This window comes from Saccharothrix luteola, assembly GCF_020859565.1.
Taxonomy (GTDB): Bacteria; Actinomycetota; Actinomycetes; order Mycobacteriales; family Pseudonocardiaceae; genus Actinosynnema; species Actinosynnema luteola.
In genome coordinates, this window is the sequence record NZ_JAJHUO010000017.1 from 205,596 (window position 1) to 232,129 (window position 26,534).

At 72.1% G+C, this 26,534-nt stretch carries 21 protein-coding genes; 9 read left to right on the top strand and 12 right to left on the bottom strand.

The features are described from left to right. The first annotated feature begins 277 nt into the window (after window positions 1-277). The 3 genes from LNK82_RS24250 to LNK82_RS24260 all read left to right on the top strand — a co-directional run bounded on the left by LNK82_RS24250 (window position 278) and on the right by LNK82_RS24260 (window position 5,211). Window positions 278-3,733, top strand: a complete 3,456-nt coding sequence (locus LNK82_RS24250; RefSeq protein ID WP_230569285.1) for a TM0106 family RecB-like putative nuclease — start codon at window positions 278-280, stop codon at window positions 3,731-3,733. 71 nt (window positions 3,734-3,804) lie between these two features. After that, on the top strand, window positions 3,805-4,464 hold the full coding sequence (locus LNK82_RS24255; protein ID WP_230569286.1) for an LPXTG cell wall anchor domain-containing protein: 660 nt from the start codon (window positions 3,805-3,807) through the stop codon (window positions 4,462-4,464). 105 nt (window positions 4,465-4,569) lie between these two features. Then, a complete protein-coding gene (locus tag LNK82_RS24260) occupies window positions 4,570-5,211 on the top strand; it encodes a hypothetical protein (protein WP_230569287.1) in 642 nt (213 codons plus the stop codon). Window positions 5,212-5,262: 51 nt separating this feature from the next. On the opposite strand, the gene LNK82_RS24265 is transcribed toward LNK82_RS24260, so the two are convergent. The 6 genes from LNK82_RS24265 to LNK82_RS24290 all read right to left on the bottom strand — a co-directional run bounded on the left by LNK82_RS24265 (window position 5,263) and on the right by LNK82_RS24290 (window position 11,652). Beyond that, complete coding sequence (locus LNK82_RS24265; RefSeq protein ID WP_230569288.1) at window positions 5,263-6,252, bottom strand: zinc-dependent alcohol dehydrogenase family protein; 990 nt, start codon at window positions 6,250-6,252, stop codon at window positions 5,263-5,265. Beyond that, complete coding sequence (locus LNK82_RS24270) at window positions 6,249-7,049, bottom strand: carbohydrate ABC transporter permease (RefSeq protein WP_230569289.1); 801 nt, start codon at window positions 7,047-7,049, stop codon at window positions 6,249-6,251. The genes LNK82_RS24265 and LNK82_RS24270 overlap by 4 nt, the downstream gene beginning before the upstream one ends. Beyond that, complete coding sequence (locus tag LNK82_RS24275) at window positions 7,046-7,993, bottom strand: carbohydrate ABC transporter permease (RefSeq protein WP_308257259.1); 948 nt, start codon at window positions 7,991-7,993, stop codon at window positions 7,046-7,048. Before LNK82_RS24275 ends, LNK82_RS24270 begins: the two co-directional genes overlap by 4 nt. Before the next feature lie 31 nt (window positions 7,994-8,024). Beyond that, window positions 8,025-9,368 carry an ABC transporter substrate-binding protein gene (locus LNK82_RS24280; RefSeq protein WP_230569290.1) on the bottom strand — a complete coding sequence of 448 codons (1,344 nt, stop codon included), beginning with the start codon at window positions 9,366-9,368 and terminating at the stop codon, window positions 8,025-8,027. Between the two features lie 67 nt (window positions 9,369-9,435). Continuing rightward, window positions 9,436-10,197, bottom strand: coding sequence for a DeoR/GlpR family DNA-binding transcription regulator (locus tag LNK82_RS24285; RefSeq protein ID WP_230569291.1), 762 nt, complete (start codon window positions 10,195-10,197; stop codon window positions 9,436-9,438). Between the two features lie 381 nt (window positions 10,198-10,578). Further along, window positions 10,579-11,652 (bottom strand): alkene reductase, encoded by a 1,074-nt coding sequence (locus LNK82_RS24290; RefSeq protein ID WP_230569292.1) that lies wholly within the window; start codon window positions 11,650-11,652, stop codon window positions 10,579-10,581. Between the two features lie 139 nt (window positions 11,653-11,791). On the opposite strand from LNK82_RS24290, the gene LNK82_RS24295 reads away from it, so the two are divergent. Continuing rightward, window positions 11,792-12,256, top strand: coding sequence for a MarR family winged helix-turn-helix transcriptional regulator (locus LNK82_RS24295; protein WP_230569293.1), 465 nt, complete (start codon window positions 11,792-11,794; stop codon window positions 12,254-12,256). On the opposite strand, the gene LNK82_RS24300 is transcribed toward LNK82_RS24295, so the two are convergent. From LNK82_RS24300 to LNK82_RS24325, 6 genes are all read right to left on the bottom strand, one after another. Then, complete coding sequence (locus tag LNK82_RS24300) at window positions 12,240-13,760, bottom strand: glycoside hydrolase family 13 protein (RefSeq protein ID WP_230569294.1); 1,521 nt, start codon at window positions 13,758-13,760, stop codon at window positions 12,240-12,242. The genes LNK82_RS24295 and LNK82_RS24300 overlap by 17 nt on opposite strands. Window positions 13,761-13,785: 25 nt before the next feature. Beyond that, window positions 13,786-14,625, bottom strand: a complete 840-nt coding sequence (locus tag LNK82_RS24305) for a carbohydrate ABC transporter permease (protein ID WP_230569295.1) — start codon at window positions 14,623-14,625, stop codon at window positions 13,786-13,788. Further along, complete coding sequence (locus tag LNK82_RS24310; RefSeq protein ID WP_230569296.1) at window positions 14,622-15,491, bottom strand: carbohydrate ABC transporter permease; 870 nt, start codon at window positions 15,489-15,491, stop codon at window positions 14,622-14,624. Before LNK82_RS24310 ends, LNK82_RS24305 begins: the two co-directional genes overlap by 4 nt. Further along, the gene (locus LNK82_RS24315) at window positions 15,491-16,846 is read right to left on the bottom strand and encodes an ABC transporter substrate-binding protein (protein ID WP_230569297.1); all 1,356 of its coding nucleotides are present in this window, start codon (window positions 16,844-16,846) and stop codon (window positions 15,491-15,493) included. The genes LNK82_RS24310 and LNK82_RS24315 overlap by 1 nt, the downstream gene beginning before the upstream one ends. A 299-nt stretch (window positions 16,847-17,145) precedes the next feature. Continuing rightward, window positions 17,146-18,147, bottom strand: coding sequence for a LacI family DNA-binding transcriptional regulator (locus LNK82_RS24320; protein ID WP_230569298.1), 1,002 nt, complete (start codon window positions 18,145-18,147; stop codon window positions 17,146-17,148). Then, window positions 18,144-18,686 (bottom strand): enoyl-CoA hydratase/isomerase family protein, encoded by a 543-nt coding sequence (locus tag LNK82_RS24325; protein WP_230569299.1) that lies wholly within the window; start codon window positions 18,684-18,686, stop codon window positions 18,144-18,146. The genes LNK82_RS24320 and LNK82_RS24325 overlap by 4 nt, the downstream gene beginning before the upstream one ends. A 59-nt stretch (window positions 18,687-18,745) precedes the next feature. On the opposite strand from LNK82_RS24325, the gene LNK82_RS24330 reads away from it, so the two are divergent. The 5 genes from LNK82_RS24330 (at window position 18,746) to LNK82_RS24355 (ending at window position 26,411) form a co-directional block, all read left to right on the top strand. Then, on the top strand, window positions 18,746-19,312 hold the full coding sequence (locus tag LNK82_RS24330) for a hypothetical protein (protein WP_230569300.1): 567 nt from the start codon (window positions 18,746-18,748) through the stop codon (window positions 19,310-19,312). A 275-nt stretch (window positions 19,313-19,587) separates the two neighbouring features. Further along, entirely contained in the window at window positions 19,588-22,425 is a 2,838-nt protein-coding gene (locus LNK82_RS24335) for a type 2 lanthipeptide synthetase LanM family protein (RefSeq protein WP_230569301.1), read from the top strand. Next, window positions 22,422-22,634, top strand: coding sequence for a hypothetical protein (locus LNK82_RS24340; protein ID WP_230569302.1), 213 nt, complete (start codon window positions 22,422-22,424; stop codon window positions 22,632-22,634). Before LNK82_RS24335 ends, LNK82_RS24340 begins: the two co-directional genes overlap by 4 nt. A 90-nt stretch (window positions 22,635-22,724) precedes the next feature. Continuing rightward, complete coding sequence (locus tag LNK82_RS46995; RefSeq protein ID WP_268996917.1) at window positions 22,725-25,664, top strand: helix-turn-helix transcriptional regulator; 2,940 nt, start codon at window positions 22,725-22,727, stop codon at window positions 25,662-25,664. 60 nt (window positions 25,665-25,724) lie between these two features. Continuing rightward, complete coding sequence (locus LNK82_RS24355) at window positions 25,725-26,411, top strand: peptidylprolyl isomerase (protein WP_230569314.1); 687 nt, start codon at window positions 25,725-25,727, stop codon at window positions 26,409-26,411. The last annotated feature ends 123 nt before the right edge of the window (window positions 26,412-26,534 follow it).

Below are 26,534 nucleotides of genomic sequence, written 5' to 3' on the forward strand. Positions count from 1 at the left end.
ACACGCGGTACCCGAACGTTGGGCCCGGGCGCGGGGGGGACCCACAGGTGCGGGGGGGGGAACGCGCCCCCCCCGGAACCCGACGGTACCACCCCCGCGGGGTCCGAACACTCAGGTCCGGCGTGTCGAACGCTCAGGTCCGGCGTGTCCTACGTTCAGGTACCCCGAGTTGAACGCTCAGGACGCGTGACGGGGGCCGGGTGGTGGAGGCCGCAGTCCGGCGACTCGCCGTGCGCGGTCCGCCCGGTTCACGGGTCCGGCCGCGATACTGCCCGCCATGCTCACCGCCGACGGCCACCTGGTGCACTCCCCGGCGGACCTGGTGGACCTGTTGGAGTGCGACCACCGCGCCCGGCTCTCGCTGGCGCTCGCCGCGGGCCTGCCCGGCGCACCCGTGCCGGACCCGTCGCCGAACACCCTCGCCACCCGGCACGGCCACGCGCACGAGCAGGCCGTGCTCGCGAGGTTCCGCGCCGAGCACGACGTCGTCGAGATCCCCCAACCCGCGCCGACCCACGCCGCGCTCACCCAAGCGGCCGAGCTGACCGCACGGGCGATGGCGGCCCGCGCGCCGGTGATCTACCAGGCCGTCTTCTACGCCGACGGCTTCCACGGCCGCGCCGACTTCCTCGTCGCCACCGACCGCGGCTACGAGCCGCACGACGCCAAGCTCGCCCGGCACGCCACCCCGGCCGCCGTCGTCCAGCTCACCGCCTACGCCAACGCCCTGCGCGAGAACGCCGGCCCCGCCATGCACCTCCTGCTCGGCGACGGCACCACCAAGACGTTCCAGGTCGCCGACTTCCTCCCGCTGGTCCGCGACCTCCAGACCCGCCTCACCGCACGCCTCGCCGCACCACCCTCCCTGCCCGAACGCCTCTGGGACGACGAACGCCCGGCGTGCGCCACGTGCCGCTTCGGCAGGCACTGCGCCACCGGCCGGGAACGGGACCGCGACCTCTCCCTCGTCGCCGGCATCCGCACCGACCAGCGCCGCAAGCTCGTCGCCGCCGGCCTCGGCACGATCGACGCCCTCGCCAACGCCACCCGCGCCGACCGCCCCGCGACGATGTCCGCCGCCACGTTCACCGGCCTGCGCGCCCAGGCCGCGCTCCAGGTCATCCAGGACGACTCCCGCACCGACGACGACCCGACCGGCAAGGTCGCCTACGAGGTCGTCGCGCCGGAAGCCCTGGCCACGCTGCCCGTCCCCAGCAGCGGCGACCTGTTCTTCGACATGGAGGGCGACCCGTTCGCGCTCAACGGCGAGGGCCTGGAGTACCTGTTCGGCGTGGTCGACGAGGACGAGCGCTTCACGCCGTTCTGGGCGCACACCCGCCCGCAGGAGAAGGCCGCGTTCGAGCGGTTCGTCGACCACGCCACCCGAACGCTGCAAGATCACCCGGACGCGCACGTCTACCACTACGCGCCGTACGAGGTGAACGCGCTCAAGAAGCTCGCCGCCCTGCACGGCACGCGTGAGGACGCCGTCGACCACCTGCTGCGCTCCGGCGCGCTGGTCGACCTCTACGCCGTCGTGCGGAAGGCCCTGCGCGTGTCCCAGCGGTCGTACTCGATCAAGTACCTCGAGCCGCTCTACATGCCGGAGGCACGCGGGGGCGACGTGACCACGGCCGTGTCCAGCATCGAGGCGTACGAGGAGTTCCTGGCCCTGCGCGACGTCGACCCGGCGCGCGCCGAGGACGTGCTCACCGGCATCGCCGACTACAACACCTACGACTGCGTCTCCACGCTGCGGCTCTACCGGTTCCTGCTGGAGGTGCGCGCGGAGGCGGGCATCGAGCCGCACGTGCCGGAGCCGTCGTTCACCGAGGAGATCGAGGACGAGCTCGCCGCCCAACGCCGGGCCGAGCGCGCCGAACGTCTCGCCGCCGTCGTCGACCCGCTGCTGGCGGGCCTGCCGGACAACCCGGCCGAGGCCACCGACGACGAACGGGCACGCGCCCTGCTCGCCGCCGCTGTCGGCTACCACCGGCGCGAGACGAACCCGGCGTGGTGGGACTTCTTCCGCCAGATGGCCGCGCCGCTGTCCGAGCTGGAGTCCGACAGCGCGTGCGCGGTGCCGGTGTCGGTGCGCGCGCAGGACTGGGCGATGCCGTCCGGCCGGGTCCGCAAGGCCAAGCGCGAGGTGCGGGTGTGGTGCGACCCGGACCGGCCGCACCCGTTCGCGAAGGGCGACCAGGTCCGCCTGCTCTACCCCGGCAAGCCCGCGAACGTGACCCGTGACGCCGTCGTGCTCGCCGAGTCGGCCGACGACATGGTGGTGCTGGAGAGCGTCGCGCCCGACGACGTGCACGGTGAGCAGCCCGTCGCGGTCCTGCCCGGCAGCCCGGTCCAGCCGAAGCCGAAGGACGAGGCGGTCTACGAGCTGGCGCGCTCGGTCGTGGACGAGCTGCCGGCGCTCCCGCCGCACCCCGGCATCGACCTGGTCCGCCGCACGCCGCCGCGCCTGAGGACCGGCGCGCTGCCCAGGAGCGACGACCTGATCGCCGACGTGATCGCGGCGGTGGACGCGCTGGCCGGCTCCACGCTCGCCGTGCAGGGTCCGCCCGGCGCGGGCAAGACCTACCTGGCGGGACGGCTGATCGCGCACCTGATCCGCGGCGGTCGCAGCGTCGGCGTCACGTCCACCAGCCACAAGGCGGTGGAGAACGTGCTGAGCGCGGCCCTGGCGGCGGGCCGTGAGCTCGGTGTGCCGATCCCGACGGCCAAGCGCGCGAAGGGCGCGCCCGCGAAGGACTGCTCGTGGGAGCAGCCGCGCGACAACCCGGCGCTGGTGCGGTGGCGCAACGACCAGGGCGGCGGGCACCTGGTCGGCGGCACGGCGTGGACCTTCGCCAACGCGGCGTTGCGCGAGCAGCCGTTCGACGTGCTGATCGTGGACGAGGCGGGCCAGTTCGCGCTGGCCGACGCGCTGGCCGTGTCGACGTGCGCGCGCAACCTCGTGCTGCTGGGCGACCCGCAGCAGTTGCCGCAGGTCGTGCAGGGCACGCACCCGGCGGGCGCGGAGGCGTCGGCGCTGGGGCACCTGATCGGCGACGCCGACGTGATCCCGCCGGAGCTCGGCTACTTCCTGGACCAGACGCGGCGCATGCACCCGGCCGTGTGCGCGCCGGTGTCGAACCTGTCCTACGCCGGACTCCTGCACGCGCACCCCAGCGCCGCCGCACGCGGGATCGACGGCGTGCCGTCCGGTGTGTACGTGCACTCGGTGCCCCACTCGCACAACACCACGTCGTCCATCGAGGAGGCGGACGCGGTGGTGGGCGTGGTGCGGTCGCTGATGGGTCGCATGTGGACGGACGGACCGGACGCGCGGGCGTTGGACGACTCCGACATCCTGGTGGTGGCGCCGTACAACCTCCAGGTGCGCCTGGTGCGGCGCGAGCTGGAGAAGCACGGCTACGAGCACGTGCGGGTCGGCACCGTGGACCGGTTCCAGGGCCAGGAGGCGCCCGTGGTGATCACCACGATGACCTCGTCGGCCGCCGTCGACCTGCCGCGCGGGCTGGACTTCCTCTTGTCCCGCAACCGGTTGAACGTCGCGCTGTCACGAGCGCAGGCCGTGGCGGTCGTGGTGTGCTCGCCGAGGTTGGTGGAGGCCGACATCCGCGGCGTGGACCAACTCCGCCTCGTCTCGGGGATGATCGGCCTGATGGCCGACGCCGCCCCGTGGCCGGGTGTCACCCGGATCGACGAAGCTCCGATGTGAACGCTCGGCCCGTGGCGTCCGTATAGGGGTGTGCGTTCCCCGCCGCGCCACCGCCGTTCACAGGAGCCACCATGCAGTTCGCACGGGCCGTCCGGGCATCACTCTGCGTCGCGGCGGCCGTCGCGTCCGCCGGCCTGCTGGCCGCCGTCCCCGCCTCCGCGCACACCCCGTCGCTCAAGTCCGGGTGCCTCGACGGCAACGCCGTGCTCACCGTCGGTCTCACCCGGTACGACGGCCGCCGGTCCAATTCGGTCACCGTCGAGGACAACGGGCGGTCGCTCGAGACCAGCGGGTTCCGCGAGTCGTTCCGGAAGTCCTACAGCGAGCCCGGGACCGTCGAGCACGTCTTCACCGTCACCGTGCGCGCGTGGGACGATCCGAGGTGGGAGCGCGGCTGGTCGTTCAGGAAGACGTTGACCGTGCCCGTGTGCGTGACGCCGCCGACGACGACCACCACCACGACCACCACGGTCCCGATCACCACCACGACGGTCACGACTACGACTCCCGTCGAAACGACCACGTCGACCACGACGACGACCACCACGACCACGCCGTTGACGTTCGATTGGCCCACCACGCAACGGAAAGCGCTGGTGGTGCCCGCCGCCAACGACAGCGGCCTGCCGGACACGGGCGCGGACGTGACCGTCCCCCTTGTACTCGGCGTGCTGCTGCTCAGCGGCGGGGTCGTGGTGCTCTTCGTCCTCCGGAGACGGCTCCGGCGCTAGGTCACGGATCTACGGAAAGTAGTTACCGAACCCCGGATCGTGTTGTTATAAACCCCCCGATAGGGTGGCGCGGTTCTCCTCAGCCCTTCCCTCAGGAGCCCTCACATGCAGTTCGCCAGAGTCGGTGCCCTGGTCGGCGCCGCTGTCGCCGCCGTCGCCGCGACCGTCTTCGCCGCTGTCCCCGCCTCCGCGCACACCCCCAGGCTGGAGGCGAAGTGCCAGGACGGCACGACCACCCTCAGCGTGAAGCTCACCCAGTACGCCGAGGCCACCTCGCAGAAGGCCAACCGCGTCAAGGTCACCCTTGACGGCGACCAGGAGCTGGAGAACAAGGACTTCGGCCGGAGCTTCGAGGGCTCGTACTCCGCCACCGGCGACGTCAAGCGGGTGTTCGTGGTCGAGGTGACCGCGCACGACGGCAACCAGTACTCCTTCAAGGAGACGAAGACCGTCGAGGCGTGCGTCGTCCCGACGACCACCACCACGACGACGACCACCACCACGCTGCCGCCGACGACGACCGAGCCGAGCACCACCACCGTGCCGACGACGACCACGACGGAGTCCCCGTCCTCGACGACCACCACCACGACCACGACCCCCGAGGTCGTGCCGGTGGCCGACACGGGTGACGGCCTGGCCAACACGGGCGCGAGCATCGCGATCCCGCTGGTGATCGGCGTCGTGCTGCTCGGCGGCGGCGCGGCCCTGCTGATCGTGCTGCGCAGGCGCGCGGCGAACAACTAGCACCCACCGCCTCGGCCCCGGTCACGTGCGCGTGACCGGGGCCGAGGCGTGTCACGGCAGCACTTGGATCTTGCGACCCCGCCCCGCCCGGAACTTCGCCAGCGCCGAGGCGTAGTCCGCCAGCGGCAGGCGGTCGCTGATGAACACCTCCGGGTCGAGCACGCCGGTGGCGAACAGGTCGGCCGCGCGTTCGAACGAGTGCAGCACCGCCATCGAGCCGGTGATCGTGATCTCCTGGTTGTAGATGCGGTACGGGTCGATGGTCACCCGCGCCGCGTAGTCGGAGACGCCGAACTGCAGGAACGTGCCACCCTTGGCGACCCGGCCGAGCCCGTCCTGGATGGCTTTCTCGTTGCCGGTGGCGTCGATGACGACGTCCCACCCCCGCGGCCGGTCCAGCTCGTCGGGCGACGTCGCGGTGGCCGTGACGCCGAGGAGCTCGGCCGTGGCCAGGCGGTCCGGGTTGAGGTCGACCACCTCGATGGACGACGCGCCGGTGAGCTTGCCGAGCTGCAGCATCATCAGGCCCATCGTGCCCGAGCCGTAGATCAGCACCCGGCTGGCGAGCTGCGACCTCAGCACGTCGTAACCGCGCACGGCGCACGACAGCGGCTCGATCAGCGCGGCGTCCTCGGTGCGCACGTGGTCGGGCAGCTTCACGCAGTTCGCCACGGGCGCCACCGCGTACTCGGCCGCGCCGCCGCCGGTCGTGACGCCGATCGCGGCCCACCGCTCGCACAGGTTGCTCCGCCCGGACCGGCACATCCGGCACTCGTGGCAGTACAGCGACGGGTCCACCGCGACCCGGTCGCCGACCGCCACCTCCGTGACCTCGGCGCCGACCTCGACGACCACGCCCGCGAACTCGTGCCCCGGCACGACCGGCAGCGTCGGCGCGAACTCGCCTTGCAGGATGTGCAGGTCGGTGCCGCACAGCCCGCACGCCGCGACGTCCACGACGACCTGGCGCGCGCCGGGCCTCGGGTCCGGCACCTCGGCGACCTCCACCGCGCCGACCCCGGTGATCACGGCTGCTCTCACTTGACGGCTCCCAGAGACAGGCCCTGGACCAGCTTGTCCTGGGCGGCGAACCCGGCGACGAGCACCGGCAGCGACACCACCACGGCGGCGGCGCACACCTTGGCCAGGAACAAGCCCTGGCTGGTGACGAACCCGGTGAGGTAGACCGGCGCAGTGCCCGCGACCACGCCGGTCAGCACGCGGGCGAACAGCAGCTCGTTCCAGCTGAAGATGAAGCAGATCAACGAGGTCGCGGCGATGCCGGGCATGGCGACCGGCGCGACGACCCGGCGCAGCGTGGTGACCAGGCCCGCGCCGTCCAGCGCGGCGGCCTCCAGGATCTCGCCCGGCACCTCGGCCAGGAACGACCGCATCAGCCACACCGCGATCGGCAGGTTCATCGACGTGTAGAGCACGACCAGGAACGAGATGTTGTCGAGCATCCCGGTGTGCTGGGCGACCAGGTAGATCGGCAGCAGCCCGGCTACGACCGGCAGCATCTTGGTGGACAGGAAGAAGAACAGCACGTCCGACCACTTGTCGACCTTCTTGATCGAGAGCGCGTACGCCGCCGGGATCGCCAGCAGCAGCACGAGCAGGGTCGAGCCGATCGACGCGCTCAGCGAGTTGATCAGCGGCGGCCACGGCTCCGAGTCGAAGAACTCGGCGTAGCCGTCGAACGTGATGGGCGCGGTCAGCGACGGCGGGTTGGTCGCCGCGTCCTGCTCGCTGTGCAGGGAGGTGAGGACCATCCACGCCACCGGCGCGAAGAACAGCAGGCCCGCGGCCCACGCGGCCAGGCCCAGGAGTCGCCTCATGCCCGCGCCTCTTCTCGGAGCAGCGACGACACCACGCGCAACGCGAACGTGGCGATGACGATCGAGCCGACCACCACGACCACGCCCGCGGCGGACGCCTGGCCGTAGTCGTGCGCCTGGTAGAAGGTCTGGTAGATCGTGTAGGGCAGGTTGGCCGTGCCGAGGCCGCCGGAGGTGATGGTGAAGACGGCGTCGAAGTTCTGCACGACGTAGATCGAGCCGAGCAGCGCGCCCAGCTCCAGGTACTGCCGCAGGTGGGGCAGCGTGAGGTAGCGGAACACCTGCCACGCCGTGGCGCCGTCGATGCGCGCGGCCTCGACCGCGTCCTGCGGGCGGCTCTGCAGGCCCGCCAGCAGGATCAGCATCATGAACGGCGTCCACTGCCACACCAGCGCCGCCTCGACCGCGATCAGCGGCATGCCGCTGATCCACTCCGGCTGCGGCGCGTCGTCGCCGAACAACCACGTCAGCACACCGTTGAGCAGGCCGTACTCGGGGTTGTAGAGCGCGTGCTTCCACAGCAGCGCGGCGGCGACCGGCACCACCAGGAACGGCGCGATGAGCATCGTGCGCACGAGACCGCGCCCGGCGAACCTCCGGTCGAGCAACAGGGCCAGCCCCAGCCCGAGGACCAGGCAGACCAGCACCACGGTCGCGGTCAGCAGGGCCGTGACGCCGATGGCGCCGCGCAGGTCGGGGTCGGTGAACACGGCGGTGTAGTTGTCCAGGCCCGCGAACCCGCGGTTGGCCGGGTCCAGCGAGTTCCACCGCATCAGCGAGATCACCAGCGTGGCCACGAACGGCAGCTGGGTGACCACGATCGTGAAGATCAGGGCGGGCAGGAGCGGGGCGCGCCGTGCCCAGCGCGCCGCCGCGGCCAACTGCCCCGTCCGCGCCGGAGGCGTGGGTCCGGCCTGCGCGGGGGCTTCCCGCACGGCGGTCACCGGGCCCTCCCGATGGGGGTGGGGTTGCTCATCACTTCCCCCGGTGCTTCTCGGCGACGACCTCGGCCAGCGCCTGGCTCTCCTCCAGCGCGGCGTCCACCGTGGTCGAGCCCGCGATGGCGGCGCTGATCTTCTGCGACACCCGCGTGCCCAGGTCGGTGAACTCGGGGATGCCGACGAACTGGATGCCGCTCGCGGGCCGTTCCTGCACGCCGGGGTCGGTGGGCTTGGCGCCGGCGATGGCCGCCTCCGCCTGCTTGGCGAACGTGCCGCCGGCGGCCAGGTACTCGGGCCGCTGGTAGGTCGACTTCCGCTTGCCGTCGGGCAGCTTGGACCAGCCCAACGTCGTGCCGACCAGCTCCTCGTAGCCCTTGCCGGACGCCCAGGACACGAACTTCCACGCGTTGTCGGCCTTCTTGCCGGCCTTCTGGATGCCGAACGCCCACGTGTACAACCAGGCCGAGCTCTCCGTCTTCACGACAGGTGCCTGGGCGAAGCCGAGCTTGCCCTTCACCGGCGAGTCGTCGGCCTCCAGCAGCCCGGCGGCGACCGTGGCGTCGTACCACATGGCGACCTTGCCCTGGGTCATGTTGTTCAGGCACTCGGCGAACCCGGCCTGCGGCGCGCCCGCCTCGCCGTGCGCGCGGACCAGGTCGACGTAGAACTTCGTGGCCTCCTTGAACTCCGGTGCGTCGAGCTGCGCCTGCCAGTCCTTGGTGAACCACGTGCCGCCGAACGTGTTGACCACCGTGGTCAGCGGTGCCATCAGCTGGCCCCAGCCGGGCTGGCCGCGCAGGCAGATGCCCTTCATGCCAGGCTGCGCGCCGTCGACCTGGGCGGCGATCTCGGCGACCTGCTGCCACGTCGGCTTCTCCGGCATGGTCAGGCCTTTGGCGTCCAGCACGTCCTTGCGGTACATGAGGAACGACGACTCGCCGTAGAACGGCTGGGCGTACACCTTGCCGTCGGCGGCGGTGAGGGACTGGCGGATCGGTTCGAGGACGTCGTCCTGGTCGAAGGCCGGGTCCTTGGCGACGTAGTCGTCCAGCGGGGTGAGCCAGCCGTTCTTGGCGTAGATCGGCGTCTCGTAGTTGCTGATCGTGGCCACGTCGTACTGGCCCGCCTGGCTGGAGAAGTCCTGGCTGATCTTGTCGCGGACGTCGTTCTCGGGCAGCACGGTGAAGTTGACCGTGATGCCGGTGTCCTTGGTGAAGTTGTCCGCGGTGAGCTTCTGCAGGTCCTGGAGCTGCGGGTTGTTCACCATCAGGACGTTGATCGAGTTCTCGGCGCCGCCGCCCCCGCCGCCCGCGCCGGCGCACGCGGTCGTGGCCAGGAGCACCGCGGCCAGCAGGCCGCCATACCGCAATGACTTCATCGTCCTGCCTTCCTTAGGGCGAGCGGGAACAGGCCCCTGGTGCTCCGGGGCCGTGCGTGGGTCGGGGTCAGGCTCGGACGACCTTCGGTCCGAGCAGGGCGTAGCGGTGGGCCTCGCCGGCGGGCAGCACGGAGTCGGTGACGACCGCCTCCAGGTCGGCGATGCCACCGAACCGGTGGAAGCTCGACACGCCGAACTTCGTGTGCACGCCGACGAAGATCCGCCTGCGGGCCGAGGACAGGGCCTGCGCCTTGACCGCGCCCACCGCCGGGTCCGGCGTGGTGAGGCCGTGCTCGCGGGAGATGCCGTTCGCCCCGATGTAGGCGAGGTCGATCACCATCTCCGAGAGCATGCGGGTGGCCCAGTGGTCGACCGTCGCCAGCGTCCGGCCGCGCACCCGTCCGCCGAGCAGCAGCACGGTCGCGGACGGCACCTCCGACAGCACGGCGGCGGTGGGCAGGGACGCGGTGATCACGGTCAACGGCCTGCCGGTGGGCAGGGCCTCGGCGACGAGCTGGGGTGTGTAGCCCTCGTCGATGAACACCGTCTCCGCGTCACCGAGCCGGTCCGCGGCGGCCCGGGCGATGCGCCGCTTCTCCGGCACCATCGACGCGGACCGGAACTTCAGCCCGGTCTCGTACCCGGCGCTCTCCACCGGGAACGCGCCGCCGTGCGTGCGGCGGACCAGGCCGTGCTCGTCCAAGAGGCGCAGGTCGCGCCGCACGGTCTCCTGCGCGACCTCCAGCTCGGCCGCGATCTCGGCCACGTCGACCCGGCCGTCCGCCCGGGCGCGGGCCAGGATGCGGCGCTTGCGCTCGTCCGCCCGCACGTCGCCTCCTCTGCCCGGTCGGACCGTCGCTGCCCGTTCGGGCCGCGCCTAAGGTGTAACACCGTCCAAATGGTGTGGCCAGCGCCACAGCCAGGTGGACGATGCCCGGGTTCCGCCCGCTCCGCCTGACCGAACACACACGATCGAGTGAATCCGTGCCCGAACGGGCCCTTCTTCGTGCCCGTTCACACCCCATTCGACGCCACGAGGCCCCCGAGTTTGCGCAACTCGGGGGCCTCGCTTGGTGCCGAACGTTCAACTCGGGTGTCCCGAACGTAGGACACACGCGTTCCGAACGTAGGACTCACGCGAGAGTCCTACGTTCACGCCGCGAGAGTCCTGCGTTCGCGTACCCCGAGTTCAACGCCCGGGATGGGCAGCTCAGGCGCCGACGCTGGTCAGCGCCGGGTAGTCGACGTAGCCCTTCTCGGCGCCGGCGAAGAAGGTGGACGGGTCCGGCGTGTTGAACGGGCCGCCGTTCGCCAGGCGGGCGGGCAGGTCCGGGTTGGCCAGGAACATCGCGCCGAAGCTCAGCGCGTCCGCCGTGCCGTCGTCCAGCAGGGGCAGGTGGTCCGGTCCGGTGACGCCGTCCGGCGTGAACGGGTTGAGGATCAGGGCGCCGGAGAAGCGCTTGCGCAGCTCCAACGTCAGCGACCGCTCGCCGTTCTCGCCGATGTGCAGGTACGCCAGGCCGAACGGGTCGATCGCGTCGACCAGCGCCGGGTACAGCTCGTCCGTCGACTCCTCGGCGATGTCGTTGTAGGGGTTGGCCGGGGAGATCCGCAGGCCGACGCGGTGCGCGCCGATCGCCTCGGACGTCGCGCGGACCACCTCGACCACGAACCGGATCCGGTTCTCCACCGGGCCGCCCCACTCGTCGGTGCGCCGGTTGGTGTTGTCGGCCAGGAACTGGTGCAGCAGGTAGCCGTTGGCGCCGTGCAGCTCGACCCCGTCGAACCCGGCCTCGATCGCGTTGCGCGCGGCGGTGGCGAAGTCGGCGATGGTGGCCTCCACCTCCGCGCCGGTCAGCTCCCTGGGCGTGACGAAGTCCGCCATCCCCGAACCCGTGAACAACTGGCCCGCGGCACGCACGGGGGACACGCCCACCGGGTGCAGGTCGCCCGGCAGCACGCTCGGGTGGCTGACCCGGCCGGTGTGCATGAGCTGCGCGAAGATCCGCCCGCCCGCCGCGTGCACCGCGTCCGTGACGCCGCGCCAGCCCTCGACCTGCTCGTCGGTGTGCAGGCCGGGCGTGAACGGGTAGCCCTGGCCGATCGCGGACGGCTGGATCCCCTCGGTGATGATCAAGCCCGCGCTGGCCCGCTGGGCGTAGTACTCCGCCATGACCGGCGACGGCACGGTGTCGTACGCGCGGCTGCGGGTCATCGGCGACATCACGATCCGGTTCGCCAACTCGGTGCCGGCCAGGTTCAGGGGCTCGAACGCGGTGCTCATGGTTCCTCCAGGTCACTGCCTTTACCTGCTCGAACAGTAATCCGACTCCGGATGATTCCCCCAAACCGCCGTGACACCCGTCACCCGATCGTGCGGCTAGAATCGAACTATGGCCGCGACTGGACAAAATCCCACGTCAATGCCGATTCCCGAGGTCGCCCAGAGCGGCCGGATCAGCCACGCCATCTTCCGCGTGGCCCGGCTGCACCGCCTCCTGGCCGGTCAGCTGCTCAGGCAGGCAGGCCTGCACCCCGGCCAGGAGATGGTGATGATGAGGCTGTGGGACTGCGGCCCGATGCGGCAGGCCGACCTGTGCGAGGAACTGGGGACGGACTCGCCGACGATGACCAGGACCGTGCAGCGGCTGGAGCGCGCGGGCTTCGTGCACCGCTCCCCCGACCCGACCGACGGCCGCGCCGCGCTGGTCGAGCCGACCGCCGCCAGCCAGGCGTTGCGGCACGAGGTCGAGCGAATGTGGCGTGAGCTGGAGGAAGCCACGCTCGGTGACCTGGACGAAGACCAGCAGGCCGAGACCCTGAGGGTGCTCGGCCTGCTGGAGTGCAACCTGGCGACGCGGACCGGTCGGTTCAGCGAGCCGTCCTGATCCAGGCCGCGGTGTCCGGCGGCACGGCGCCGTCCACGAGAGGTCCGCTGGTCAGCAGCACGGCGTCGTGCGCGGGCAGCGCGACCGGTTCGGCGGACAGGTTGAGCACGCACGCGAAGTCGTCCCCGCGGCTGAACGCGACCACGCCCGGCCCGAGGTCGAGCCACGCCATCGGCCCGTCGCCCAACGCCCGCTCCGAACGCCGCAGCGCCAGCACGGTGCGGTAGTGCGCGAGCATCGAGTCGGGCACGCCGGTCTGCGCGGCCACCGACAGCGACCGCCAGTGCTCCGGGCGGGGCAGCCACGACGGGCCGTCGTCACCCCACGGGATCGGCACCCGGCACCCGTCACGGCCCCGGTCGGTGTGGCCGGAACGCACCCACACCGGGTCCTCGCGCAGCTCGTCGGGCAGGTCGTCCACCTCCTCCAGCCCCAGCTCCTCCCCCTGGTAGACGTAGACGCAGCCGGGCAGCGCGGTGGTCAGCATGATCGCCGCACGCGCGCGCTTCGTGCCCAGCTCCAGGTCCGTCGGCGTCAGGTGCTGCCGCCGGCCGAAGTCGAACGACGAGTCCTCCCGGCCCATCCGCGACACGTGCCGCGTCACGTCGTGGTTGGACAGCACCCAGGTCGGCGGCGCGCCCACCGGCGCGTGCGCGGCCAGCGTGCCGTCGATGACCCGCCGCAGCTCGTCGGGCTCCCACGGGCAGCACAAGAAGTCGAAGTTGAACGCCGAGTGCAGCTCGTCGGCCCGCAGGTAGCGGGCGAACCGCTCCGGGTCGGGCAACCACATCTCGCCGACGAACACCCGCTCGTCCGGGTACTCGTCGAGCACCTTCCGCCACGACCGGTAGATGTCGTGCACGCCGTCCTGGTCGGAGTACGGCAGCTCGGCGTCCGGCCGGGAGAAGTCCTTGACCAGGCCGTCGGCGACGTCGATGCGGAACCCGTCGACGCCGCGGTCGAGCCAGAACCGCAGGATCGACTCGAACTCGGCCCGCACCTCCGGGTTGGTCCAGTTCAGGTCCGGCTGCTCCGGGCTGTACAGGTGCAGGTACCACGAGCCGTCCGGCGCCTGCGACCACGCCGGCCCCCCGAACCGCGACTGCCAGTCGTTCGGCGGCTCGTCGCCCTCGTGGAACCAGAACCGGTCACGACCCGTGCCCCGCAACGCCTCCTGGAACCACGGGTGCCGGTCGGAGCAGTGGTTGGGCACGATGTCGATGATCACCCGCAGGCCGACCGCGTGCGCCTCGCCGATCAGCTTCTCCGCCTCGACGAGCGTGCCGAACACCGGCTCGATGTCGCGGTAGTCGGCGACGTCGTAGCCGCCGTCGGCCAGCGGCGACGGGTACCAGGGGCTGAGCCAGATCGCGTCCACACCCAACTCGGCGAGGTACGGGAGCTTCTGGCGCAGACCGGCCAGGTCCCCGATCCCGTCGCCGTTGCCGTCGGCGAAGCTGCGCGGGTACACCTGGTAGATGGCCGCACCGCGCCACCAGTTCATGTGGATTCCTCCCTCGGTGATGTGTTCAGCCCTTCACGCCGCCGGCGGTGAGACCCGCCAGCACGTGCCGCTGGAACACCAGGAACAGGCCGATCATCGGCACGCTGGACAGCACGAGGCCGGCCAGCAGCAGGTTGACCGGTGTGTCGGGGGCGAAGCGCTGCAACGCGACGCTGAGCGTCTGCCGCGCCGGGTCGGAGAACACCAGCAGCGGCCAGATGAAGTCCTTCCACGCGGCCACGACCGCGAAGATGGACACGACCGCCAGGATCGGCCTGGACAGCGGCAGCACGATCCGCCACAGCATGGTGAACTGGCCGGCGCCGTCGATCCGCGCCGCCTCCAGCACCTCCGCGGGCAGCTGGTCGAAGAACCGCTTGAGCAGGAACACCGTGAACGCGTTGGCCGCGCCCAGCAGCCACAGCGCCACCGGGTTGTTGAGCAGCCCGAGGTCGGCGATCGTCAGGTAGGTCGGCACCAGCAGCACCGCGGCGGGCATCATCAGGGTCAGCAGCATCATGCCGAGGATCCCCTTGCCCAGCACGGGTTTGAGCCGCGACAGCGCGTACGCCGCGGGCACGTCGACCGCGAGCTGCACCGCCCACACGCCCACCGCGACGACGAGCGTGTTGAGGAAGTACCGGCCGAGGTCCATCAGCTCCCACGCCTCGGCGTACGTGCCGGGCGTCCACGTCCGCGGCAGGATCGTCGGCGGCACGCGTGCCAGCTCCACGGCCGGCTTCATGGCCGAGAGCACGACCCACACCAGCGGCACCACGAAGATCGCGGTGAGGATGACGGTCGTGATCGCCAGCGCGACCTTGTAGCCGACGCCGGCCCGTCCCGGCGCGATCAACGTCCTCACGCGTCCGCCTTCCGCGTCACCCGCAGGTACAGCGCGGTGAACGCGCCGAGCACCAGCAGCAGCAACAGGCTCAGGGCACTCGCGGTGCCGAAGTCGTTGTAGTAGAAGGCGTACCGGTACAGCAGGAGCAGCACGGTGACCGTGGAGTCCTCCGGTCCGCCGCCGGTCATCACGTACGGCTCGGTGAACACCTGCATCGTCGCCACGACCTGGAGCAGCAGCAGCACCAGCAGCACGAACCGGGTCTGCGGCACCGTCACGTGCCACAGCCGGCGCAGCACGCCCGCGCCGTCCAGCTCGGCCGCCTCGTACAGGTCGCCGGGGATGCTCTGCAACGCGGCCAGGTAGATCAGCGTGGCGGTGCCCAGGTTCGCCCAGGTCGCCACGATCACCAGCGACAGCATCGAGGTGTCGGCGCTGTCCAGCCAGGCCGCGCCCTCCAGCCCGAGCCCGCGCAACGCGGAGTTCAGCAGGCCCGGGCCGGGGTCGTACATCCACTTCCAGATCAACGCGGCCACCACCGGCGGCAGCATCACGGGCAAGTACACGATGAGCCGGAAGTACGCCTTGAAGTGCCGCAGCTCGTTGAGCACGACCGCGAGCAGGAACGGCACCACGAAGCCGAACACCAGCGCCAACGCGGTGAACAGCAGGGTGTTGCGCCACGCCGTGGCGAACAGGGGGTCGGCGAAGAGGCGCTCGAAGTTCTCCCAGCCGACCCACGTGGGCTCGGTGACGAAGTCGACCTGCTGGAAGCCGAGCACCGCCCCACGCGCGATGGGGTACCAGGAGAACACCGCGAAGCAGATCAGCGCGGCGGACAGGAACCCGTACGCGGTCAGGTTCTCCGCGACGCGGCGGCGCATCACTTGACCTGGGCCAGGACGGGGTTCACCTTGGCTTCCGCGTCGGCCAGGAGCTTGCTGACGTCCGCGTCTCGGTCGGTGAGCACGGCCTGCATGACGTTGTCGAGGATCGCGTACACCTGCTGCGCGTTCGGCGGCTCGATCTTGCCCTTCGGCGTGGCGTCCAAGTAGGACTGGAAGTTCGCCACCGGCACCGTGGCCAGGCTCTCCTTGAGCTGGGACTGCTTGGCCGCGATGTCACCGGTCCACACGTCGGCGACCGGCGGCACGGGCAGGCCGATCGGCTGGCCCTGCTCCTTGTACCGCTGGAGGTTCTTCTCGAACCGGTCCGGGTTGAGGAACTTCCACTGGATCCACTTCAGGCCGGCCTTGATCTTCTCCGGCGACGCCTTCGGGTTGATCATGTAGCCCTCGCCGCCGATCAGCGTGCCCTCGCCGTCCGGGATGCCGGTCAGGCCGTAGTTCGCGTAGTCGCCCTTGAACTGGTTGACCAGGGTGGGCACGTTGTCCGGCGCGGCCAGGTACATGCCGAGCTGGCCCGCGCCCATCATCTGCTGGACGTCCTCGATCACCAGGAGCTGCTTCTCGCCCATGGTGTTGTCGGTCCAACGCATGTCCTTGAGGTGCTGGAGGGCTTCACGGCCCTTGTCGTTGTTGAAGTCGGCGACCCACTTGTCGCCGTCCTGGCGGGCGACCTGGCCGCCGACGGAGTACATCCACGCGGTGAAGTGCCAGCCGCCCTGGTTGTTCTTGCTGTACTCGGCGAAGCCGACCTTGCCGTCGCCGAGCGCGGTGATCTTCTTGGCGGCCTCGCGGACCTCGTCCCACGTCTTCGGCGGCTGGTCGGGGTTCAGGCCCGCCTGGGTGAACAGCGCGCGGTTGTAGAGCAGGCCCATCGAGTAGTTGGCGGTCGGGACGCCGTAGACCTTGCCGTCCTTGCTGAAGACGTCGCGCAGCTCGGGCCGGATGGCGTCGTAGTTCGGGAAGTCCTTGACGTAGTCGGTGATGTCGGCGGCCTGCCGGCGGGCGATGAGGTTCGCGGGGTCGGTGAAGTAGGCGTAGAAGACGTCCTCGAGCTGGCCGCCGGCGAGCTTCGCGGAGAACGTCTTGGGGTCCATGAACCCCTCGTGCGGCTCGATGTCGATGTCGGGGTTGGCGGCCTCGAACTCGGCCACGTCCTCGTCGAAGACCTTGCGCTCGAACGGCTGGGTCTGCGGCGGCTGGCCGTTGACCGAGATCGTGACCTTGCCGCCGGCGGCGCCGGTCTCGTCGGCTTGCGAGCACGCGACGGCGGTCAGGCTCAGGCTGCCTGCCAGCAGCAACCCCGCCGCTCTGCGGAGGCTGAATGAGTTCATGGGGGCGGACCCTCCTCGGGTGTGGTGTGGCGGACACGGTAAGTCGCCCCACCACTTCGCCGCAAGATGTCTACGAAAACTCGCAACTTCGCGACATCACCCCGTAAGCACCTCGCCCCAACCCCTCGACCCGCGAGAGTCCTACGTTCAACGCGCGAGAGTCCTACGTCCAGAACGCGAGAGTCCTACGTCCAGGCACCCCGAGTTGAACGCTCAGCGCAGACGACCGCTGTGCCGAGCGTTGAATTCAGGGGTTGCGAACGTAGGACTCTCGAGCTCTGGAGGTAGGACTCTCGCGGTTAGCGGGGGGCGGGGGCGGTGGAGGAGCGGACGACCAGTTCCGGTTCGAAGAGCAGTTCCTCGTCGGGAACGGGGGTGCCGGCGATCTGGTTCGCCAGGAGTTCCACGGCGGCGCGGCCCATGGCCTCGATCGGCTGGCGGACCGTGGTCAACGGCGGCTCGGTGCAGGTCATGAGCGGTGAGTCGTCGTAGCCCACGACGGACACGTCGTGCGGCACCTTGAGGCCGTGCCGACGCACGGCGCGCACGGCGCCCAGCGCCAGCGGATCCGACGCGCACACGATCGCGGTCACGCCGCGGTGCAGCAGGCGGGTGGTGGCCGCCTGCCCGCCCTCCAGCGAGAACATCGCGTGCTCCTCGAACAGCTCCACCCCCGCACCCGCCGCGCACGACGTCAACGCGGTCAGCTTCCGCCGCGACGGCATGTGGTCCGACGGGCCCAGCACCGCCCCGATCCGCGTGTGCCCCAACGCCACCAAGTGCCCGAACGCCTGCTCGACCGCCACCGCGTCGTCGCACGACACCCGCGGGAACCCGAGGTCGTCGATGGCCGCGTTCACCAGCACCGCGGGCAGCTTGCGCCGCGTCATCTGCCGGTAGTGCTCGTGCGACGCGTCCGCCTGCGCGTACTGCCCGCCGGCGAACACCACCCCGGACACGTGCTGCTCGAACAGCAGCTCCAGGTAGTCCGCCTCGGTCACGCCGCCGGCCGTCCGGGTGCACAACACCGGCGTGAAGCCGCGTTGCGCCAGGGCGTTGCCGACCACGTCGGCGAACGCGGGGAAGATCGGGTTCTGCAGCTCCGGCAGCACCAGGCCGACCAGGCGGGCACGTTCGCCGCGCAGCTGCGTCGGCCGTTCGTACCCGAGCACGTCCAGCGCCGTGAGCACGGCCGACCTCGTCGCGTCGGACACGCCCGGCTTGCCGTTGAGCACCCGGCTGACCGTCGCCTCGCTCACGCCGACCTTCGCGGCCACTTCCGCCAACCGCCGTTGCGTCATGGAGCAACTATACGGCAGGACTTACGTTCCGCTTGCGTTGACTTGCACTCGTTTGCGAGTTCCACCGCCGCCCGCAACAGCGAGCACCGCGGCACGACCCGGTCCACCAACCCGGTGCGCAACGCCTCGTCGGCGGTCACCCGCCGTGCCACCAACACCTGATCGCCCGTCACCCGACCGCCGGTCACCCACCCGAGACCACCGTCGGCGGCCAGCACCCGCAGGTCGCACGCCATGGCCAGCTCCGCCGCCTCGCCGGACGGGCTGCCGCCGATCGCCGCGACCACCGGCACGGGCAGGTTCGCCACCTCGTCGCGCACCCCGCGCAATGACGCCGCCACCGCTTCACGCTCCGCCACCGACCCCCGGACCAGCCGCCCGGTGTCGGCGGCGCACAGACCCGGGTCGACCAGCAGCACGACGGCACGGGCACCGGCCACCACCGGCAGCAACGCGCGCACGTCGGCCAGCACGGTGTCCGACGGTTCGTCGATCCGGATGACCGCGATCCCGCCGGAGACATCGAGTGAGACGGCCATGAGCCGCCATCGTGGTCGACGGTTCCCCCGGTTGTCATGTTCCACCCCACTATCGGGTGATGACGAGGTACAAATCCCCTGTGAAGCAGTGGGTGGTGGCGGTGGCGGTGGCGTTGGTCGGGCTGACCGGGTGCGCGGTGCCCGTGGCGGGGCAGCCGACGGCCCGCCCGACGCCGTCGGGGGCCACGCCCGAGGTCGTGCGCTGGATGAACAACTTCTGCGGCGTGGCGAAGTACATGATCGCCTCGAGCGCTGTGTCGTTCGACGACACGCAGACCGACCCGGTCGAGGCGAAGAAGTCCGTCAGCGAGTCGCTCGGCCGCGTGGTCGACGTGCTCGACGTCGTCCTGCACGACCTCGACGAGCTGACCCCGGCGCCGACACCCGCCGCCGACACCGCGGTCGAGGTCATCAGCGAGCCGTTGACCAGGGCGCGGGACAAGTTCGTCTCGGCCAAGTCGACGGTCGACGCGGCGCCGGAGATGACCACCGACGTCTTCTCCACCGTCATCCAGGACATGACCGAGGCCGTCACGGTGATGAACGAGGCCGTGGAGAAGATGGACGTGGTCTCGCTGCCGGACGAGTACCGCGACGCCGTGGGCGACGCCGAGAACTGCGGCTAGACCGGGAACCGCGGGAAGACCGGGAACCGCGCGCAGACCGGGAACCGATCGGGCCGGGACGCACGGGCCCGAAGCGACGCCGTCCGTTCACCTCCCCGCAGTGCCCTGGTGACCTGCGACGGAAGCGGTTCTCCGCACATGTGCGGCTTCGTGCCCCCGCACCCGCAAATCTGGGGGCAGGGCCCCCATGTGCGCCGCCGCTCGCGCGTGTCACGTTGTGCGGCGTGTTCCCCTCCGCCGTAGACCGGCCGCCCCCAGCGTGGTGGCTCAGCGGTGTGCGCGGGAACCACCAAGAGCTGGTCGTCCCCCGTGGACGGCCCTCATGGGCCGCGTTCGTGGAACGCGCCACCACGACCGCGGCCCGTGCAGACTTCACCGGCGGCAGCTGGGACGAGGCGTTCGCGTTCGCGCTGAGACCCCTGGTGAGCGCGGCCGTCGCCCTCGACCCCAGGCTGGACGACGACTTCGCCCACGCCCTGGGCCGGCGGCTGGTCCGGATCGCCGCACGCACGCTCGTGCTGGAGCTGAACCTCGACCGGGTCGGCGGGCGGCTGGTCGGCGACACGCCGCAGGAGCGGTTCGCCGACTTCGTCCGGCGCGTCGACCTGCCCGCGCTGTTCGCCCGGTACCCGGTGCTGGCCCGGCTGCTCGGCCAGGCCTGCCTGCACGCGGTCGACGCGCACGCCGAGCTGCTCGACCGGTTCGCCGCCGATCGGCCGGAGATCGTGCGGACCCTGCTCGACGGCCGCGACCCCGGCCCGCTCGCGCACGTGGAGACGGGTCGGGGCGACCCGCACGCGCAGGGGCGTTCGGTGGCCGTGCTGACCTTCGCCGACGGCCGCCGGGTGGTCTACAAGCCCCGGCCCGTGGCGTTGCACCGGGCGTTCGCGGACCTGGTGACGTGGTTCGACGGGCACACCGGCCTCGGCCTGCGGTTGCCGCGCGCCCTGGCCGGAGCGGGCCACGGGTGGCTGGAGTTCGTCGAGCACCGCCCGTGCGCGGACGTCACCGAGGTCGGCCGGTTCTACCAGCGGCTGGGCGCGCTGATCGCGCTGCTGTACGCGGTGGACGGCACCGACATGCACTACGAGAACCTGATCGCATCGGGCGACCAGCCGGTGCTGGTGGACGTGGAGACGGTGTTCCACCCCACGGTCGGGGCCCCGACGGACCCGGCGGTCCGGGCGCTGGCCCGGTCCGTGCACCGCACCGCCGTGCTGCCGCGCGTGCTGCTGGGCGAGCACGGCGCGCTGGACGTCGGCGGCATCGGCGGCGACCACGGCGACCGGCTGCCGACCGAGGGCGTGGCCTGGCTGCACCCCGGCACCGACCGGATGCGCCTGGTGCGCAGGCCCGCGCCGATGCCCACCGCGCACAACCGGCCGGTGGTGGACGGTCGCGAGGCCGAGCCCGCCGACTACCAGGGCGCGCTGCTGGCCGGGTTCCGGATCGGCTACGACGCCCTCTACGACCACCGCGCCGAACTGCTCGGCCCGAACGGGCTGCTGCACGGCTTCGCCGACCTGCCGGTGCGGTTCGTGCCGCGGATGACCCAGCTGTACGCGACGTTGCTGGACGAGTCGACGCACCCGGACGCGCTGCGCGGCGCGTCGGACCGCCAGGACCTCCTCGACCTGCTGTGGGACGGCACGGCGGACGACGACGTGGCGCACGCCCTGGTGCCGCACGAGGTGCGCGACCTGTGGGCGGGCGACGTGCCGCTGTTCACCACCCGGCCGGGCAGCCGCGACGTGTGGACCTCGACCGGGCAACGGCTGCCGGACCTGCTGCCGTCCTCCGCCCTGGACGCCGTCACGGCCAAGGTCGCCGCGCTGGACGAGGTGGACAAGCACGACCAGCAGTGGCTGATCAGCGCCGGGCTGGCGAGCAGGCCGCGACCGGTCGAGCACCGCACCGGCCGCGGGGTCGCCTCGCCGGTGGAGGCGGGCGTCCCCGACCCGCAACGGCTGCTGGTCGCCGCGTGCGGCATCGCCGACGAGGTGCTGGCGCACGCCACGACCGCCGACGGCCGGGTCAACTGGGTGGGCCTGGAACTGGTGGACGACAGGCACTGGGCGGTCGCCCCGATGGGCGCGGGCCTGTCCAACGGCTACACCGGCGTCGCGTTGTTCCTGGCCCAGCTCGGCAAGCTGACCGGCGCCGCCCGGTACACGGAGTACGCGCGGGACGCGCTGCGGCCGATCCCCGGCCTGCTGGCCGCGTTCGCCGAGGACACCGAGATGGCTGTCGCCGTCGGCAGCGGCGCGTTCCACGGGCTGGGCGGCATCTCCTACGGCTTGGCACGGCTGGCGAACCTGCTGGGCGACGACGAGGTCGGCGACTGGCTGCGCGTCGCCGTGCAGGTCGCGACCGAGGTCGAAGCGGTCGGCGAGGACCCGGCCAACGTGGTCGAGGGGTGGGCCGGCGGCCTGGCCGCGATGCTGGCGGTGCGGGCGGAGAGCGGCTTGCCCGCAGCCTCGGCGCTGGCCCGCTCCTACGCCGACCGGCTCGCCGAGGCCACCCCCGGCGGCGACGGTTTCGCCCGCGGCCGGGCGGGCGTCGGCTGGGCGTTGCTGCGCTACGCGCGCGCGGCGGGCGACCAGCGCTACGGTGTGGTCGGGCGCGCGAACCTGCGGGCCGACCACGCGCTGCGGCAACGCCTGCTCGACGTCGCCGAAGCGGACCACAGCTGGTGCTCCGGGCTCTCCGGCGCGGTGCTCGCGCACTGCGCCCGTCCGGACCAACCGGTCGACGCGCACACCCTGCACCTCGACCGGTGCCTGAACGCCTTGGCGGTGCACGAGCCCCTGCGGGACCTGAGCCTGTGCCACGGTGAGCTGGGCGTGATCGAGGCCCTGACCGTCCTCGCGGAACGCGGGCACGGTCTGGCCGCGGCCATGCAGACCCGGCGCGCGGGGCTGGTCCTCGGGGCGCTGGACCAGTACGGGGCGCGCTGCGGCACGCCCGGCGGCGTCCCGTCGGCCGGCCTGCTCACCGGGCTGTCCGGCATCGGGTACGGCTTGCTCCGCCTCGGTTTCCCCGAGCAGGTGCCTTCGGTGCTCCTGCTCGGGTCCACGCACGACATCCACCCCCTCGAGGAGAACACCCGATGAACGACGCCAACCGCGACGAGGTCACCACCTGGAGCGAAGACCAGGACGGCGACCACCCCGCCGGGGAGATGGCGCTGTCCCGCAGGGCCAAGGCGGGCGCACGGGCACGCGCGCTGGCCGGCCTCACCATGGCCGTCGGCGCGTACGCCGCGGTCGCGGTGAGCGAAGGAACCATGACCACGGTGAGCGCGCCCGGGCTGCCCCTGTAGCCAGGCTCGGCCCTACCGCCGGACTGCCCGCCCGCACTGGGGGTGCGGGCAGTTTGGCATGCCGCCGTTCGGCTTGACTAAGGTCGGCGCATGCACACCCGCGCGCCGGTCGTGGTCGGCCGCGACGAAGAACTCCACGTGCTCGACCGCGTGCTGGCCGACGCGGGCGCCCACCGGGGCCGCGCCGTGTTCCTCGTCGGCGAGCCGGGCATCGGGAAGACCCGGCTGGCGCGCTTCGCCGCCGGCGCCGCCTTCGACCGCGGCATGCGGGTGCTGCGCGGTCGCGGGAGCACGATCGGGCCGATCGTGCCGTTCCGGCCGCTGGCCGAGGCCCTGATGTCGCTGCTGCGCGCCGGGGACGGCCTCAACCTGCGGGAACTGGGCCCGTACCAGCCGGCGCTCGGCCGGTTGGCGCCCGAGTGGAGCCCGGAGGGGGGCGGCGCGGAGGAGCAACGGCCCGCGCAGTCGGTGCTGGTGCTCGCCGAGGCCGTGCTGCGGCTGCTGGCCGTGGTCGGCCGCACGCAGCCGTGCCTGCTGGTGCTGGAGGACCTGCACGACGCGGACGCCGAGACGCTGGCCGTCGTCGACTACCTCGTGGACAACCTCGACCAGGCGCCCGCCGCGCTCCTGGTGACCACCCGCGCCGACCCCGGCCCCACGCTGGACGTGGTCCGCCTGGCGGCGCAACGGCAGGCGGGCGTGCTGATGGAGCTGCGCCGCCTGGACGAGCGGCAGGTGCGCCGGATGGTGGGGCTGTGCCTGGAGGCGGAGGACCACGAGGTGCCCGCCGAGGTCGTGCAACGGCTGTGGGCCGACAGCGCGGGCAACCCGTTCGTTGTCGAGGAGATGCTGCACGGCCTGGTGAACGGCGGCCTGCTGGTGCGCGGGCCGGGCGGCTGGCAGGTGCTCGGCGAACTGCGCATCGACGTGCCGTCGGCGCTGGTCCGGTCGATCGCGCACCGCACCGACCGGCTGGGGCCGCAGGGTCGCGAGGTGCTGTCGGTGGCCGCCGTGCTCGGCCACCGGTTCCCGCTGCCGGTGCTGCGGCGGGTGACCGGCATGGACGACCGCGCCCTGCTGTCGCACCTGCACGCGGGCGTGGCCGCGCAGCTCGTCACGCCGGACGAGCCGGTGCCCGACTGGTACGCGTTCCGGCACCCGCTGACCGCCGAGGCGCTGCTGGCGCAGATGCCGCCGCCGCACCGGGCCGAGCTGGCCCGGCGGACCGCCGACGCCGTGCGGGAGCTGCACCCCGACCTGTCCGGTGAGTGGTGCGCGCTGGTGGCGTCGCTGCGGCTGGACGCCGGGCAGACCGCCGAGGCGGGCGCGTTGCTGGCCGAGGCGGGGCGGCGGGCGCTGGCCGACGGCGCGGCCGGGTCGGCGGTGCGGCTGCTCGACCACGCGCACCGGCTGCTGGCCAGCGAGGTCGACGTGGCGATCCGCGCCGACGTGCTGGACTCGCTGCTGCCCGCGCTCGCCGAGGCGGGCCAGTTCGAGCGGGCGTTCGCGCTGGTCGACGCGGTGACCGAGCTGAGCGCCGCCGGCTTGGGCCGGGTGCGGCGGGCCGAGCTGCACACCAAGCTGGCGCAGGTGGCCAACACCGCGGGCCGGTGGACCGAAGGCATGGTGCACGTGGAGACGGCACACGCGCTGCTCGGCGCGGACGCGACCGACGAGCACACCGCGCGGCTCGACGCCGTGGCCGCGTTCGTGACGTTGAACCTGGAGGCGCCGGACCGCATCGAGTCCGCCGAGTTCCTGGCCAGGCGGGCGGCCGACGCGGCGAAGCGGGTGCCGCTGCCGGAGGTGGGCTGCGAGACGTGGCAGCTGCTCGGCGTGCTGGCGCGCGAACGCGACCTGGACGAGGCGACCGAGTGCTTCAGCCGGGCGCGCGCGCTGGCCGAGGAGCACGGGCTGCCCATCCAGCGGGTGTACGCGGTGATCCGGCAGGCCGGGCTGGACTGGCTGGCCGAGGGGACCGCGGCGGAGCTGGTCGAGGCGCGCGAGGAGGCGTTGCGGATCGGCGCGATCAGCGTCGCCTACAACGTGGACTCGATCCTCGGGCTGGACGCCGTCCTGCGCGGGCAGTACGACGCCGCGGAGGAGCGGCTGACCCGGATCATCTCGGACACGCGGCGGCTGCAGCTGCGCAACCTGACCCTGTACGGGTTGATGGCGCGGGCGACCGCGGCGGCGCACCAGGGCAGGCGGGCCGAGATGGACGCGGCGATCGAGGCGTTCGACCAGGTCGGCGGGGTCGGCTCGCAGGAACGGCCGCTGTGCTTCGGGTTGGCGCGGGCGTTCTGCGCGCTGCTGGAGGAGGACCGCGCGGCGGCCGGGCACGACCTGGCGCGAGCCATCGCGCACGAGGCCGAGACGCCGACCGTGTACCACCTGTCCGGCAGGCACGGGCTGAAGCTGCTGCTGGACGCGGTGTCGGGCGCGCTGGACCTGGAGGGCTACCGCGCGGTGACGCGGTCGGCGGCGGCGCGGATGCGCTGGAACCGGGGCTTCGCGCAGTTCGCGCTGGCCGTGCTGCTGGGCAGGCTCGGCCGGGAGGCGGAGGCGGCGCAGGCCGTGCGCGCGGGCCGCGAGGCGGCGGCGATCCACCCGCTGGCCCGCCACCTGGGGCTGCGGCTGGTGGCCGAGGCGGCGGTGGCCGACGGGTGGGGCGAGCCGGTCGGCTGGCTGCGCGGCGCCGAGGAGTACTTCCACCAGGCCGGGCAGCCGGCCGTGGCCAGCGCGTGCCGCGGGCTGCTGCGGCAGGTGGGCGCGTCGGTGCCGCAGAGGAGGACCGGGTCCGACCAGGTGCCGCGCGAGCTGCGGGCGCTGGGCGTGACGGTGCGCGAGTTCGAGGTGTTCCGGCTGCTGGCCGGCCGCCTGGGCAACAAGGCGATCGCCACCCGGCTGCACATCTCGCCGCGCACGGTGGAGAAGCACGTGGCGAGCCTGATCACGAAGACCGCGCAGCCGGACCGGGAGTCGCTGAGCGCGTTCGCCGCGTCGCTCGGACCCGCCGACCGGCCCTAGCAAGCCGGGTGCGGGTCCGTTAGACCTGGTGCGGTGAGAATCCTGGTGGCAGTGGCGCTGATGATGGCTCTTGGCGGCGGGGTGGCGCAGGCCGCCCCCGGGACACCGGACGCCGGAGCACCGGACACGACTCGCGGGCCGTGCGCGTACGCGGTGACGCCGGACGAGCCGGCCGCCCGGCCCGTGCCGCTGCCGCCCGACCCGCGGCACACGCCCGACCGCGGTCACCCCGAGGTCCTCCTCCAGACCAACCAGGGCCCCGTGCCGCTCGTGCTGGACCGCGCGAAGGCGCCGTGCACCGTCCAGAGCTTCCTGCACCTCGTGCGGAAGAAGTTCTACGACGACACGACGTGCCACCGGCTCACGGCTTACCCGACGTTGAAGGTGCTGCAGTGCGGCGACCCGTCCAACACCGGTGAGGGCGGTCCGGGCTACAAGTACGCCGACGAACTGCCCACCGACCTCGCGCCCGCCCCGAACGACCCCACGGGCCTGCGACGCATCTACCCGCGCGGCACCCTGGCCATGGCCAACGCGGGCCCCGACACCAACGGCAGCCAGTTCTTCCTCGTCACGTCCGATTCCGTGCTGCGGCCCAACTACACCGTCTTCGGCCGCATCACGCCCGCCGGGCTCGCCACCCTGGACAAGGTCGCCGCCGGCGGCATCGTGCCGAACCCGGACAGCGAGGTCGACGGCCGCCCGGCCCTGACCACGGACATCCAGCGGGCCAAGCGCACCTGCTAGTGTCATGCGTCAGAAATTCCCGGGGTTAGTTGTACCGTGTTGGCATGACGCACCGGGGTCCGTCTGCCGTGGAGATAGTGCTGTCGGAGGCTGAGCGGGTCGAGTTGTTGCGCCGTGCGGGTT

What these genes read in the sequence shown, in the direction of transcription:
- LNK82_RS24250 (WP_230569285.1), top strand. Translation starts at nt 278, where the DNA reads ATGCTCACCGCCGACGGCCACCTGGTGCACTCCCCGGCGGACCTGGTG.
- LNK82_RS24255 (WP_230569286.1), top strand. Translation starts at nt 3,805, where the DNA reads ATGCAGTTCGCACGGGCCGTCCGGGCATCACTCTGCGTCGCGGCGGCC.
- LNK82_RS24260 (WP_230569287.1), top strand. Translation starts at nt 4,570, where the DNA reads ATGCAGTTCGCCAGAGTCGGTGCCCTGGTCGGCGCCGCTGTCGCCGCC.
- LNK82_RS24270 (WP_230569289.1), bottom strand. Translation starts at nt 7,049, where the DNA reads ATGAGGCGACTCCTGGGCCTGGCCGCGTGGGCCGCGGGCCTGCTGTTC.
- LNK82_RS24280 (WP_230569290.1), bottom strand. Translation starts at nt 9,368, where the DNA reads ATGAAGTCATTGCGGTATGGCGGCCTGCTGGCCGCGGTGCTCCTGGCC.
- LNK82_RS24290 (WP_230569292.1), bottom strand. Translation starts at nt 11,652, where the DNA reads ATGAGCACCGCGTTCGAGCCCCTGAACCTGGCCGGCACCGAGTTGGCG.
- LNK82_RS24295 (WP_230569293.1), top strand. Translation starts at nt 11,792, where the DNA reads ATGCCGATTCCCGAGGTCGCCCAGAGCGGCCGGATCAGCCACGCCATC.
- LNK82_RS24300 (WP_230569294.1), bottom strand. Translation starts at nt 13,760, where the DNA reads ATGAACTGGTGGCGCGGTGCGGCCATCTACCAGGTGTACCCGCGCAGC.
- LNK82_RS24310 (WP_230569296.1), bottom strand. Translation starts at nt 15,491, where the DNA reads ATGCGCCGCCGCGTCGCGGAGAACCTGACCGCGTACGGGTTCCTGTCC.
- LNK82_RS24315 (WP_230569297.1), bottom strand. Translation starts at nt 16,846, where the DNA reads ATGAACTCATTCAGCCTCCGCAGAGCGGCGGGGTTGCTGCTGGCAGGC.
- LNK82_RS24320 (WP_230569298.1), bottom strand. Translation starts at nt 18,147, where the DNA reads ATGACGCAACGGCGGTTGGCGGAAGTGGCCGCGAAGGTCGGCGTGAGC.
- LNK82_RS24325 (WP_230569299.1), bottom strand. Translation starts at nt 18,686, where the DNA reads ATGGCCGTCTCACTCGATGTCTCCGGCGGGATCGCGGTCATCCGGATC.
- LNK82_RS24330 (WP_230569300.1), top strand. Translation starts at nt 18,746, where the DNA reads ATGACGAGGTACAAATCCCCTGTGAAGCAGTGGGTGGTGGCGGTGGCG.
- LNK82_RS24340 (WP_230569302.1), top strand. Translation starts at nt 22,422, where the DNA reads ATGAACGACGCCAACCGCGACGAGGTCACCACCTGGAGCGAAGACCAG.
- LNK82_RS46995 (WP_268996917.1), top strand. Translation starts at nt 22,725, where the DNA reads ATGCACACCCGCGCGCCGGTCGTGGTCGGCCGCGACGAAGAACTCCAC.
- LNK82_RS24355 (WP_230569314.1), top strand. Translation starts at nt 25,725, where the DNA reads ATGATGGCTCTTGGCGGCGGGGTGGCGCAGGCCGCCCCCGGGACACCG.